The organism is Proteus sp. G2300, from assembly GCF_009915965.1.
GTDB classification, from domain to species: domain Bacteria; phylum Pseudomonadota; class Gammaproteobacteria; order Enterobacterales; family Enterobacteriaceae; genus Proteus; species Proteus vulgaris.
The window spans coordinates 1-14,022 of record NZ_JAABNK010000012.1 but is presented as its reverse complement, the minus strand read 5'-3'; the positions used below and the strand labels follow the sequence as shown (position 1 = coordinate 14,022).

Here is a 14,022-nt window from a genome sequence, read left to right as displayed (position 1 = left end):
ATGACGACTTCAGTAGAAAAAACGGCAAAAAAGCCAATTGTATTCAGTGGTGCGCAACCTTCTGGTGAGTTAACTATCGGAAACTATATGGGTGCATTACGTCAATGGGTACAAATGCAAGATGATTATGACTGCATTTACTGTATCGTTGACCAACATGCCATTACAGTTCGTCAAGATCCAAAAGAGCTAAGAAAAAGAACATTAGATACGCTGGCACTCTATCTTGCTTGCGGTATTGATCCAGAAAAAAGCACCATTTTTGTTCAGTCACATGTTCCACAACATGCTCAATTAAGCTGGGCACTAAATTGTTACACCTATTTTGGTGAATTGAGCCGTATGACTCAATTTAAAGATAAATCGGCACGCCATGCTGAAAATATTAATGCTGGGTTATTTGATTATCCTGTATTGATGGCAGCAGATATTCTTATTTATCAAACGAACCAAGTCCCTGTGGGTATTGACCAAAAACAGCATCTTGAATTAAGCCGTGATATTGCTCAGCGTTTTAACGCTATTTATGGCGATATATTCACTGTACCAGATCCTTTTATTCCCAAAGGTGGTGCACGTGTTATGGCATTACAAGATCCAACTAAAAAAATGTCTAAGTCTGATGATAACCGTAATAACGTTATCGCCCTACTTGAAGATCCCAAAGCTGCGGCTAAAAAGATCAAACGCGCAATGACAGACTCAGAAGAGCCACCTCGTGTTATTTACGATCTTGAAAACAAAGCTGGAGTCTCTAACTTACTGGATATTTTAGCGGGTATAACAGGCAAAACTATTCCTGAATTAGAAGCCGAATTTGAAGGTCAAATGTACGGACATCTAAAAGGTGCTGTTGCAGATGCAGTCTCTGAAATGCTAACTAACATTCAAGAACGTTTTAACACATTCCGTAATGATGAAGCTCTGCTCAATAAAATTATGAAAGAAGGTGCTGATAAAGCCAAAGCTCGTGCTCAAGCAACCTTAGACAAAGTTTATGACGCCATTGGGTTTATTGCGCATCCGTGATTTTTTGTTAATACATAAAAAACACCTCACCTATTTTTAGGGAGGTGTTTTTTATTTAGTAAAGTATTTATTCTTTAAACAACCGCCTATTAAAACTCTCAATTGCTTGATTTTTCAATCTTAACTGCATAGTCTTACTCCAACTTGCTGATAATCCCGCAGCACTTAATAGACGACGATAAAGCTCTTCATCAAAAGGCATATGAAAAGCAATTGATATTGCTTCTTTAACAGAAACATCACTGTTTCTTGAAACCAAAACGAGAGGATGATGGTTGCCTGTTTCTCCTGCACTCACGACACGATACAACCAACCACAATAACCGCTATCTTGCATAATTTGCGAAAAGTGACTGACTTCTGTCACTGTATTAAGTTTATAGCAAGGAGAGCGTGGTTGAGTAACTTGAATTAATGAATTACCCCATTGGTAAATATCACCAATAAAGACATTTTCTTCTGTCATACCCATTGTTGATATATTTTCACCAAAAGCTGGCGCATTAAAAAAATCCGTCAATTGTGAGAATTGTTCTGCCCAATACAGATAGTGCTCTTGAGGATAATGACACAGTGCGCGATCTGGCCCACCATGAAAACTCTTTTCTGCTTGCTCATCGCCTTCTAATCCCAGCGAAGTAAGTTTGATATGACCATCCACTAGCCTCTTAGTGATCGCACTGGTAAATCCATTAGACGTTGTTATGATATTGCCAATATAAACACTCGGAAAATAACGCATAGCTCACTACCTAAACAGAAAAGGATAACTCATAGTAAAGAGAGTGTTCAAAAGAAACAATGCCGACATTTGTCGGCATTAAAAATAGAAAAGAAATGATCAATTTAATTATGCTTTGCTCTGAAAACGTTTTTGCGCTTCATCCCAGTTCACAACTGACCAGAACGCTTTGATATAATCAGGGCGACGATTTTGATATTTCAAGTAATAAGCATGTTCCCATACATCTAACCCAACAATTGGATAGCCTGATGCACCAGCTAACTCTTCCCCCATTAATGGGCTATCTTGGTTAGCTGTAGAGACGACAGCTAATTTACCATCGTCTTTTAATACCAGCCATGCCCAACCTGAACCAAAACGGCTAGCAGCTGCTTTTTCAAACAACGCTTTAAAGGCATCAACACTACCAAAATCACGGTCAATTGCCTCTTTTAGTGATCCTTGTAATTGAGTTCCTAGTTTTAAACCTTTCCAAAATAAAGAGTGGTTAGAATGGCCACCCGCATTATTACGTAAGAATGTACGTTGTTCAGCAGGCACTTTATGAAGTTTTTTAACTAACTCATCAATATCTAAATCTGCAAGTTCCGGTAATTTTTCTAATGCAGTATTGGTATTATTTACATACGTCTGATGATGCTTTGTATGGTGAATTTCCATTGTACGCTCATCAAAATGAGGTTCTAACGCATCATAAGCATAAGGCAGTGCAGGTAATGTATAGCTCATATTTATCTCCAGTGCTGTTTTATCTTAGATCACATCATGTGATTTATCTTTTCATTTCATTATAGTGAAAAAAACGTTAATGAAAATCATTATCATATCCATATTATTTTTGTGGTTTTTTTATTCAGCACTCGTTAATTAATTTTCACAGTATATTATTTTAATTTAAAAGCATTTTATTAAAAAATAATTCTATTAAACAAGATAAATATAGATAAATAATACATGCTATGCTTTAGCACTAATTGAACATTCCATGAAAAGCATTTCCATTAATTCGTGATCTTCTGCGCAAAAAAGAAACAATCTTTATTTCCCCTCTTTTGTTAACGACTTTTTGACATAGTATTAACAACAGTAAGGAGAACTATTATGACAAAAATAAACCAACATCATATTCCTGCAAACATTGCAGAACACGCCCTGATCAATAAAGAGCAATACCAAAAAGACTATGAATTATCTATCAAAAACCCGGAGGCCTTTTGGGCAGATAAAGGGAAAATGATTGACTGGATAAAACCATATACTGTGGTAAAGAATACCTCATTTGACCCAGGGCATGTTCGCATTCGCTGGTTTGAAGATGGACAACTAAACATCAGCCAAAACTGCCTCGATCGCCACCTTAAAACACGAGGTGATCAAACCGCAATTATTTGGGAAGGCGACTCACCTAATGAATCAAAAAAAATAACTTACCGACAACTCCACCAAGATGTTTGCCAATTCGCTAATGTATTAAAAAATTTGGGAATTAAAAAAGGCGATGTTGTGGCAATTTATATGCCGATGGTACCTGAAGCCGCAGTTGCTATGCTCGCCTGTGCTCGTATTGGTGCTATTCACTCTGTTATTTTCGGTGGTTTTTCTCCTGAAGCTGTTGCAGGTCGGATCATTGATTCAAAAGCCAAATTAGTTATCACTGCTGATGAAGGCTTACGCGCAGGTCGCGCTATTCCCCTAAAGAAAAATGTCGATGCTGCATTAAATCACACTGATATTCCGCCTATTAACCATGTTGTTGTATTTCGCCGAACAGGAAATACAGAACAATGGATTGAAGGACGTGATATTTGGTGGGATGAAGCTATCCAAGGTGTCAGTACTGAGTGTGATGTCGAAATTATGGATGCGGAAGATCCACTCTTTATTCTGTATACATCAGGTTCAACAGGAAAACCTAAAGGTGTGTTACATACCACAGGGGGCTATCTTGTTTATGCTTCGATGACGTTTAAATACACCTTTGATTATCATGAAGGCGATATTTATTGGTGTACTGCTGATGTAGGCTGGGTAACAGGACATAGCTACTTACTGTATGGCCCGCTTTCAAATGGCGCAACAACCGTTATGTTTGAAGGTGTACCTAATTACCCCTCAGTGAATCGTATGGCTCAAGTCGTTGATAAGCACCAAATCAATATCCTGTACACAGCCCCTACTGCAATCCGAGCATTAATGGCTGAAGGAGATAAAGCGATTGAGGGAACTCAACGCACTTCTCTGCGCATTTTAGGCTCTGTAGGTGAACCAATTAACCCTGAAGCTTGGGAATGGTTCTATCAGAAAATGGGACGTAGCCAATGCCCCATTGTTGATACTTGGTGGCAAACAGAAACAGGCGGTTTCATGATAACGCCATTACCCGGTGCGATGGACTTAAAACCGGGTTCTGCAACACGTCCTTTCTTTGGTGTTCAGCCTGCCATTGTCGATAATATGGGAGAAGTACAACAAGGTGCTTGTGAAGGTAACTTAGTGATCATTGATTCTTGGCCTGGCCAAGCTAGAACACTTTTTGGTGATCACGATCGCTTTGAACAAACATACTTTTCGACCTTTAAAGGCATGTATTTTTCTGGTGATGGTGCCCGCCGTGATGAAGATGGTGACTATTGGATAACAGGACGTGTTGATGATGTCTTGAATATTTCAGGCCACCGACTAGGAACAGCAGAAATTGAATCTGCTCTCGTTGCACACCCTAAGATTGCTGAAGCCGCAGTAGTGGGTATCCCTCATAATATTAAAGGGCAGGCTATTTATGCTTATGTCACGCTAAATCATGGTGAAGAGCCAACACCTGAACTTTACACAGAAGTCCGTGATTGGGTACGTAAAGAAATAGGGCCAATTGCAACGCCCGATATTCTTCACTGGACAGACTCTTTACCCAAAACGCGTTCAGGGAAAATTATGCGACGTATCTTGCGTAAAATTGCCTCTGGCGACACAACTAACCTCGGAGATACCTCAACACTCGCCGATCCAGGTGTTGTAGAGAAACTGTTAGAAGAAAAACAGTCTCTATCACTTACTGCGTAACTCACAACAACAATATAACTGTCATTTAAAAACGCAATACGACAATGCAAAGGCATGAAAATGCCTTTGCTGGACTCTCTTACCTAAAAATCATGGAATGCGGGGGATTTAAGCCTCTAAATCAAGTGATAAACCAAACAATTATATAGAGGAGAACTCTGATGAATGCCGATATTTATCAAGAGATAGAAAACAACCCTCGCTTTAAAGAACTGGTTAAAAAACGTAGTCGTTTTTCATGGACACTTTCAATTATTACTCTCGTTATGTATGTCTCATTTATCCTACTTATCGCTTTCTATCCACAATGGTTAGGTACACCACTGTATGAAGGAAGCTATATTACACGAGGTATTCCCATTGGCATTGGCTTAATCATTGCTTCATTTTTATTAACGGGCATTTACGTTATTAAAGCCAATACGGAGTTCGACAAACTGGCAAACGAGATTATAGAAGAGGTAGAAAAATGAGAAAATTACTCTATGCAATAAGCCTATTTTTCCTCTCTTCAACCATTGCTTATGCGGCTACAATAACAGAAGGTGGTGAGAAACAACCGATGAATATTCAGGCCATCATCATGTTTCTGATATTTGTCGGATTAACACTTTATATCACTTACTGGGCCTCTAAACGTACTCGTTCACGTGCAGATTACTATACGGCTGGAGGTAAAATAACAGGATTTCAAAATGGGATGGCTATTGCAGGCGATTTTATGTCAGCAGCATCCTTTTTAGGGATCTCCGCACTCGTTTATACCTCTGGTTACGATGGCCTGATTTATTCAATAGGATTCCTCATCGGCTGGCCGATTATTCTTTTTATTATTGCTGAACGTTTACGTAATTTAGGTCGTTATACCTTTGCTGATGTTGTTTCCTATCGATTAAGCCCAAAACCGATTAGAACACTCTCTGCTATTGGCTCTCTAGTTGTGGTTGCTCTTTATTTGATTGCACAAATGGTCGGTGCCGGAAAATTAATCGAGCTACTTTTCGGTTTAAACTATCATATTGCTGTTGTACTCGTCGGTATTCTAATGGTGCTCTATGTGTTATTTGGAGGCATGTTAGCAACCACTTGGGTGCAAATCATTAAAGCTATTTTATTACTTGCTGGTGCAAGTTTTATGGCGGTGATGGTTATGAAAGCAGTTGATTTTAATTTCAATACTTTATTTAAAGAAGCTGTCAATGTGCACTCAAAAGGGTTCTCAATTATGAGCCCTGGAGGTTTAGTTTCTGATCCTATTTCTGCACTTTCTTTAGGTCTTGCTTTAATGTTTGGTACTGCGGGGCTTCCTCATATCATCATGCGCTTCTTTACGGTTAGTGACGCCAAAGAAGCCCGTAAGAGTGTCTTCTATGCAACAGGTTTTATCGGTTATTTCTATATTCTTACTTTTATCATTGGTTTCGGCGCTATCTTACTCGTTAGCCCTAATCCTGTGTTCAAAGATGCCGCTGGCGCTTTAATTGGCGGCACAAACATGGCCGCAGTTCATCTTGCTGATGCTGTGGGAGGTAATTTCTTCCTCGGTTTTATTTCTGCAGTTGCATTTGCCACAATATTAGCCGTTGTTGCTGGATTGACGTTAGCAGGAGCTTCTGCTGTTTCTCATGATCTTTATGCTAATGTGATAAAAAATGGTCATGCTGATGAACGTCAAGAACTTAATGTTTCCAAAATAACCGTCGTTATTTTAGGTATTGTTGCGATTGGTTTAGGTATTTTATTTGAAAAACAAAACATTGCCTTTATGGTCGGACTTGCCTTCTCAATAGCCGCAAGCTGTAACTTCCCTATTATTTTATTATCAATGTATTGGAAAGGATTGACAACGCGTGGTGCAGTAGCAGGAGGATGGGCTGGCTTATTAATAGCCGTAACATTAATGATCTTAGGCCCCACAATTTGGGTCAGTATTTTAGGTCACGAAAAACCTATCTATCCTTATGAATATCCAGCATTATTTTCAATGATAATTGCTTTTGTTGTTTCATGGCTTTTCTCAATTACAGATAAATCATCTTTAGGTGAGAAAGAAAAAGCAAAATTCCAAGCTCAATTTATTCGCTCTCAAATTGGGTTAGGAATTGAACAAGGTAAAGAACACTAAAAACTATAAAATTCACTTATTTTTTACGATAAAAGTGCCCATTATTTTACAATAGAAATGGGCATTTTTATTTTTTGATAGACAGTCTGATCATATTTCTCCTCTTTACGTAATTAGAATAAATCTAATTTTTAAATACATATCTATACGATTATTTTAATAATTTGCTATTTATTAACTATTTATCAAAAAAAGAAGCAAAAATAAAATAAAATCAATGCGTTACAAAATAAGACTATTATTATTTATTCACTGTATGACTTTATTAATAATACAAAAAATTAGAAAAATCGTAATAATATCAAATTCGGACACATTTCAGCCAAACACGTCTTGTATTGTCAAAAGGTAAATGGTTAACTTTTTTATTCTACATAAGAAGAGGTGACAATTTTAAATAGATTATGTCTCGACTAACTTATTACACACTTTTATTTCTTCTATCTATAACACCAGCAATACTGGGTGGCTCAACATTGTACATAGAACAAAAACTCTATATTGTTCTCATTGGTTGGCTACTTATGTTGATGTGTAGTGGAATTTATCGTTCAATTCTAGGAAAAATAGTAACATTTATAATCAGCGCCTTATGGTCTTTAAATCTCTCTATTTCTCTATTTTTCTATCGTGAACACGATATTGCATTTTCCTCTTCTATCGCAGAAACGTTTATAAATACTAACGGCAGTGAGACTGTTGGTATGCTTTCTTATAATAAATATTACGTATTATTTTATATATGTAGCTTCTCTATTTATTATTTTCTTATCCATAAAAGTGCTCGATTTTCTCATTTAAAAACCACGAAAAATAGTGTGATAGCAATGGTTATATTAATAGCCATTATTCCTATATATAAAAACTTAGCGTTAAGAAATGATAATAAAACTAAATTACTCGCTGAATATACTCTTCTAAATACCCCCTTTTATAATGCAGCAGCACTAGTTAAAACATTTCACGAAAATCGTCAAATAAAAAGAATTGCTTCTCAAAAAGTTGATTATCAATACAGTAAAAAGAACGATAACACAGAGATTTATATTCTGATTATTGGTGAGTCTGTTCGTCGCGATCATTTAGGTATTTATGGTTATCCTCATGATACAACACCAAATTTAATGAAAGAAAAAAACAATCTAATTCTTTTTGAGAATGTTTACTCTCCTGCTCCAGTAACAATACTCTCAGTACCGATATCACTCTCAAATATTGGGTTAAAACAGCTACAAGATAAAAATCATTATGCTGATAATATTGTTTCTCTCGCAAATCATGCTGGGTTTAAAACTTATTGGTTAAGTAATCAAGGGAAAGGAAATCAAAAAACAAGTGTAATTTCAGTCATTGCAAATATGGCGCAGAATAAGAAATGGAATGAATTTATCGGTTATGATGAAGAACTACTTCCTCATTTAGATAAAGCACTCAACGAACCATCTACACAAAAAAAACTGATTATCTTGCATACTTATGGTAGTCATGAACCTGCTTGCAACCGATTTCCAAATCAAGATTTAAAAAAATTCACACAACAGGAAGACGATAACTGCTATGACAGCTCTATTGCTTATACAGATAAGTTAATAAATAACATTATTGAAAGAGTAAAAGATAAACCCGCATCTATTCTTTACTTTGCAGATCATGCTTTACAACGCCTCGATAAAAATAAAGAAATTCGTTACCATCATGGCGTAAATACCCCTCGTAAAGAAGCTTATAACATTCCTTTGTTCATTTGGTATAGCCCTTCTACAATAAAACCAATAATAAGTAATGAAGTTTTGAAAAAGCCTTATTCCACAGAAAATAATTATTGGTTATTAAGTAGTTGGCTGGGTATAGAACATAATTCACCAAATAAATGCTATTCACCACTAGATGATTGTTATAAGCCAAAATCACCTATTATGGTTATTGATGGCAATAGAAATTTATTGAACTACAATTTATTGAGTTCTGAAGAACAAGAGCCACAATAATATATGGCTCCTTACAAATAATTATTAGCAATCTTCAATCACAATATAAATGGCATTTAAAGAGCCATGAACACCAACAACTTTAATTAATTCAATATCAGAGGTACAACTTGGGCCGCTGATAATATTAATACAGGAAGGCATTCGGATATTTTCCGATGCTAATTGATGAAGTTTTTCCGCTAATTGAGCAACTCGAGGTAAAATAGTACTTCTTCTAATAACAAAGAGTGTTGTTTCTGGGATCAAACTGACACTACGCCCTTTATCTGCTCCAGAAAATAAAACAACGCCTCCCGATTCAGCAAGCCCATATTCGGCAAAAACAATACCCACTTTAGCATTTTTTACATGCTCTATATTTTCCACGCCAAAATGGTGATCCCACACACTAACATCACAATGTTGAGATAATAAATCAACAACACCACTTTCTTTTAAACGAAGATCACCCGTCAATATCACTGATGAACCATATTTATTGCATAACGCAAGTAAGCACTGAGGTAAGGCTTCTTGTGTCGTTGTCTCATAATCGCTTCCTGCTAATTTAGCGGTATTGAGAAAATATTGATATCGTTCCTCTTCTGATAATTCAGTTAATCTTTCTTCTGGATATGTATTTACTGGTGTTGGGAATGGATCAGGTTTTGTTTTTAATGGCCTTCCCAACTGAGAAGCTAAATGAGATAAGAATGTATTTTTATTATTCATCTCTTATTTCTCCTCTTTTTGATGTTTTTTGAACCAATTACGGAAACTTTCACCATCGCCTTTTGGCAGGTTTCTTGCTTCAGTCCATTCTTTTAATGCACCTATATTTAAAGGGGCTTTACCCTCTTTTATAAACCACCTTGCCACATGAGCGCCCCAATTCATGCCAACTTTCCATAATGTTGGATGACGATTCACATAATTGAATATATCGGTGATCGTACGCTCAGTTATTGGCGTGATTTTTTCCCTAACCATCACATCTCTATGTTTTTTAATTAAACTGGATAAAGGTATTTTCACGGGGCATACAGAATCACAAGCAGTACATAATGAACAGACATAAGGAAGGTTTTTAAAATCTTTATAACCACCTAATAAAGGAGTTAAAACAGCGCCAACAGGACCTGGATAAATAGAACCATATCCTTGGCCACCAATATGACGGTAAGCAGGGCAAGTATTCATGCATGCACCACAACGAATACAACGCAAAATATCTTTAAATTCTGTTCCGATAATTTTTGAACGCCCATTATCAACAATAACAAGATGAAAATCTTCAGGGCCATCAACATGGTCTTTTTCTCTAGGCCCTGTAAGCCATGTGTTATAGCCTGTTAAACGTAATCCAACGGCACTACGTGCTAACATGGTAATGAGAATATCCACTTCTTTAAATGTCGGTGCTATGCGCTCCATCCCCATCACAGCTATATGTGTTTTAGGTAATGTCGTACTTAAGCGAGCATTACCTTCATTAGTCACTAAACAAACTGAACCTGTCTCTGCAACAGCAAAGTTACATCCCGTTACACCTATATCAGCAGTAAAAAAATCATCTCTAATCTTTTGACGAACAAAACGAGTCATTTCTTCTGGTGTATCAGAACCGTTATATCCTAATTTATCGTGAAATATTTGACGGATTTGTTCTCTATTTTTATGGATAGCTGGTACAACAACATGTGACGGAGCATCCTTAGCTTGCTGGAGTATAAATTCTGCTAAATCGGTTTCTATAACATTAATGCCTGCATTCTCTAACGCGTCATTCATACCGATTTCTTCAGTTACCATAGACTTAGCTTTAACAATTTTCTTTGCTTTTTTTTCTCTAGCCACGCTAAGAATATATTGAGTCGCTTCTTCTTTTGTTTCAGCAAAGAAAACATGTCCACCATGTTCTTCTACTTTTTCAGATAATTGGTATAAATAAGCATCCAAGTTAGCAAGCACATGATCCCGAATTTGAGTAGCTCTATCTCTCCAATCTTCCCAATGCCCAAGATCATCAATCATTTTTTGCCGATTTCTACCAATGGTTTCTTGTGCATTAGCAACTGCTTTTTGCATGACTTCATCATGTACTTGACGATTGATTAGGTCTTTAAATGGAATAGTACTCGTTCTTAACGACATAATTCCTCCTCATGACTCATCAAGACCTGTGCAATATGCAACACTTTAACAGGACGGCCTTCTCGCTCTAAACGTCCACCAATATTTAAAAGGCAACTAACATCCGCACCAATCAAATAATCAGGTTTAACATCCATGATATGGTGTACTTTTTCTTTTACCATTTCCCCTGAAATCTCAGCCATTTTGACTGAAAATGTCCCACCAAAACCACAGCATGTTTCCATATCTTCAAAAGGCAATAATTCAAGACCTTTTACATGCTGTAATAATTTAATAGGTTCTTCTTTGACGCCCATTTTACGAAATAGGCTACAAGATGGGTGATAAACAGCTTTACCTTTAAGACTTGCGCCAACATCAAGAATACCAAGCTGATTTACAATAAAGGAAGTTAAATCAAACATTCTATTAGCTATTTTTTCAGCTCGTATAGCCCAATCAGGTTCATTAGCAAGATATTTGGAATAACCTTTGATTGCATAAGTACAAGATCCAGCAGGAGAAATAATGGGATAATCATTAACTTCGAAGGTTTCAATGAGTTTTTTCATTGCAGGTTTTGCGTTCTCGATATAACCACTATTAATAGCGGGTTGACCACAACAACCTTGTTTTTCAAGAAAATGAACCCGACAACCTAATTTTTCTAGCAGTAATACACTGTCTCTTGCCATATGGGATTTTAGAGCATCCCCAATACATGTGACATAGAAATTAACATCCATACATTTGCTCCTATTGCTTATCATTTATACAAAATAGCTTACTGACCGCCATTTATTTATCGCTATATTTGTATGACAATTAATGTTTGCATAAAAATGATGTTAAATATATGTTTAATTCTATGTTTTTTTATAATTTGAATAGGTACATAAAACTAATTTATGTATAGAGATAGGATAGAAATAAATTATTTTAAATAAAAACAATTTATTAAGAAGAAAATGAAACAAAAGATTAAAAAAATAAAAACCTTAAACGCAAAAAAGCCAACCCAGTGGGTTGGCTTTCTCGTCTTATTTAATGCCTGGCAGTTCCCTACTCTCACATGGGGAGACCCCACACTACCATCGGCGCTACAACGTTTCACTTCTGAGTTCGGCATGGGATCAGGTGGGACCGCTGCGCTATGGCCACCAAGCAAATTCGGTTTTATTACCCGCTTCTTTCCTTTCGGTCAGTCGCCAGTAATATCAATCTTAAACAAGCCTACTTTATCTACTCTTCGTCTCTCAGACAAAACACCTTCGGTGTTGTCAGGTTAAGCCTCACGGTTCATTAGTACTGGTTAGCTCAACGTATCGCTACGCTTACACACCCAGCCTATCAACGTCTTAGTCTTAAACGTTCCTTTAGGTCACTCAAGGTGACAGGGAAGACTCATCTCGAGGCAAGTTTCCCGCTTAGATGCTTTCAGCGGTTATCTCTTCCGCACTTAGCTACCGGGCAATGCCATTGGCATGACAACCCGAACACCAGTGGTGCGTTCACTCCGGTCCTCTCGTACTAGGAGCAACCCCTCTCAATCTTCCAACGCCCACGGCAGATAGGGACCGAACTGTCTCACGACGTTCTAAACCCAGCTCGCGTACCACTTTAAATGGCGAACAGCCATACCCTTGGGACCTACTTCAGCCCCAGGATGTGATGAGCCGACATCGAGGTGCCAAACACCGCCGTCGATATGAACTCTTGGGCGGTATCAGCCTGTTATCCCCGGAGTACCTTTTATCCGTTGAGCGATGGCCCTTCCATTCAGAACCACCGGATCACTAAGACCTACTTTCGTACCTGCTCGAGCCGTCACTCTCACAGTCAAGCTGGCTTATGCCTTTGCACTAACCGCATGATGTCCGACCATGCTTAGCCAACCTTCGTGCTCCTCCGTTACTCTTTAGGAGGAGACCGCCCCAGTCAAACTACCCACCAGACACGGTCCCCGACCCGGATTACGGGCCTAGGTTAGAACATCAAACGTTAAAGGGTGGTATTTCAAGGTTGACTCCATGCAGACTGGCGTCCACACTTCATAGTCTCCCACCTATCCTACACATCAAGGCTCAATGTTCAGTGTCAAGCTATAGTAAAGGTTCACGGGGTCTTTCCGTCTTGCCGCGGGTACACTGCATCTTCACAGCGAGTTCAATTTCACTGAGTCTCGGGTGGAGACAGCCTGGCCATCATTACGCCATTCGTGCAGGTCGGAACTTACCCGACAAGGAATTTCGCTACCTTAGGACCGTTATAGTTACGGCCGCCGTTTACTGGGGCTTCGATCAAGAGCTTCTCCCTAAGGATAACCCCATCAATTAACCTTCCAGCACCGGGCAGGCGTCACACCGTATACGTCCACTTTCGTGTTTGCACAGTGCTGTGTTTTTAATAAACAGTTGCAGCCAGCTGGTATCTTCGACTGGCTTCGGCTCCGTCCGCAAGGGACTTCACTTACCGCCAGCGTGCCTTCTCCCGAAGTTACGGCACCATTTTGCCTAGTTCCTTCACCCGAGTTCTCTCAAGCGCCTGAGTATTCTCTACCTGACCACCTGTGTCGGTTTGGGGTACGATTGTTGGTAACCTGAAGCTTAGAGGCTTTTCCTGGAAGCAGGGCATCAATTGCTTCACCACCTTAGTGGCTCGTCATCACACCTCAGCATTAAGTGACCGGATTTGCCTAATCACTCTGCCTACATGCTTGAACCGGGACGACCGTCGCCCGGACAACCTAGCCTTCTCCGTTCCCCCATCGCAGTTACCACCAGTACGGGAATATTAACCCGTTTCCCATCGACTACGCTTTTCAGCCTCGCCTTAGGGGTCGACTCACCCTGCCCCGATTAACGTTGGACAGGAACCCTTGGTCTTCCGGCGTGCGGGTTTTTCACCCGCATTATCGTTACTTATGTCAGCATTCGCACTTCTGATACCTCCAGCAT

The 14,022-nt window shown here is 38.6% G+C and carries 10 protein-coding genes and 2 rRNA genes; 5 read left to right on the top strand and 7 right to left on the bottom strand.

The annotated features are described in order from the left end of the window. Complete coding sequence (gene trpS, locus GWI97_RS06820) at window positions 1-1,029, top strand: tryptophan--tRNA ligase (RefSeq protein ID WP_036933565.1); 1,029 nt, start codon at window positions 1-3, stop codon at window positions 1,027-1,029. A 67-nt stretch (window positions 1,030-1,096) separates the two neighbouring features. Here the strand turns inward: trpS and yiiM are convergent, their stop codons facing one another. Next, window positions 1,097-1,771, bottom strand: coding sequence for a 6-hydroxyaminopurine reductase (gene yiiM, locus GWI97_RS06815; RefSeq protein WP_036933563.1), 675 nt, complete (start codon window positions 1,769-1,771; stop codon window positions 1,097-1,099). 108 nt (window positions 1,772-1,879) lie between these two features. Next, window positions 1,880-2,503 carry a superoxide dismutase [Mn] gene (sodA, locus tag GWI97_RS06810; protein ID WP_036933561.1) on the bottom strand — a complete coding sequence of 208 codons (624 nt, stop codon included), beginning with the start codon at window positions 2,501-2,503 and terminating at the stop codon, window positions 1,880-1,882. Between the two features lie 372 nt (window positions 2,504-2,875). Here sodA and acs point away from each other — a divergent pair, with 372 nt between their 5' ends. The 4 genes from acs to GWI97_RS06790 all read left to right on the top strand — a co-directional run bounded on the left by acs (window position 2,876) and on the right by GWI97_RS06790 (window position 8,947). Continuing rightward, entirely contained in the window at window positions 2,876-4,834 is a 1,959-nt protein-coding gene (gene acs, locus GWI97_RS06805) for an acetate--CoA ligase (RefSeq protein ID WP_036933559.1), read from the top strand. A 161-nt stretch (window positions 4,835-4,995) separates the two neighbouring features. Next, a complete protein-coding gene (locus GWI97_RS06800) occupies window positions 4,996-5,307 on the top strand; it encodes a DUF485 domain-containing protein (protein WP_161751889.1) in 312 nt (103 codons plus the stop codon). Further along, window positions 5,304-6,959 carry a cation acetate symporter gene (locus tag GWI97_RS06795; protein WP_036933554.1) on the top strand — a complete coding sequence of 552 codons (1,656 nt, stop codon included), beginning with the start codon at window positions 5,304-5,306 and terminating at the stop codon, window positions 6,957-6,959. Before GWI97_RS06800 ends, GWI97_RS06795 begins: the two co-directional genes overlap by 4 nt. A gap of 476 nt (window positions 6,960-7,435) precedes the next feature. Next, window positions 7,436-8,947, top strand: a complete 1,512-nt coding sequence (locus tag GWI97_RS06790) for a phosphoethanolamine transferase (protein ID WP_224215411.1) — start codon at window positions 7,436-7,438, stop codon at window positions 8,945-8,947. Between the two features lie 24 nt (window positions 8,948-8,971). Here the strand turns inward: GWI97_RS06790 and GWI97_RS06785 are convergent, their stop codons facing one another. The 5 genes from GWI97_RS06785 to GWI97_RS06765 form a co-directional block, all read right to left on the bottom strand. Continuing rightward, a complete protein-coding gene (locus tag GWI97_RS06785; protein WP_036933549.1) occupies window positions 8,972-9,661 on the bottom strand; it encodes a LutC/YkgG family protein in 690 nt (229 codons plus the stop codon). A gap of 3 nt (window positions 9,662-9,664) precedes the next feature. Next, window positions 9,665-11,083, bottom strand: coding sequence for a LutB/LldF family L-lactate oxidation iron-sulfur protein (locus tag GWI97_RS06780; protein ID WP_161681391.1), 1,419 nt, complete (start codon window positions 11,081-11,083; stop codon window positions 9,665-9,667). After that, window positions 11,074-11,811, bottom strand: coding sequence for a (Fe-S)-binding protein (locus GWI97_RS06775; RefSeq protein ID WP_036933545.1), 738 nt, complete (start codon window positions 11,809-11,811; stop codon window positions 11,074-11,076). The genes GWI97_RS06780 and GWI97_RS06775 overlap by 10 nt, the downstream gene beginning before the upstream one ends. A 303-nt stretch (window positions 11,812-12,114) precedes the next feature. Beyond that, a 5S ribosomal RNA gene (gene rrf / locus GWI97_RS06770) occupies window positions 12,115-12,230 on the bottom strand. 116 nt (window positions 12,231-12,346) lie between these two features. Beyond that, a 23S ribosomal RNA gene (locus GWI97_RS06765) occupies window positions 12,347-14,022 on the bottom strand; the annotation flags it as partial.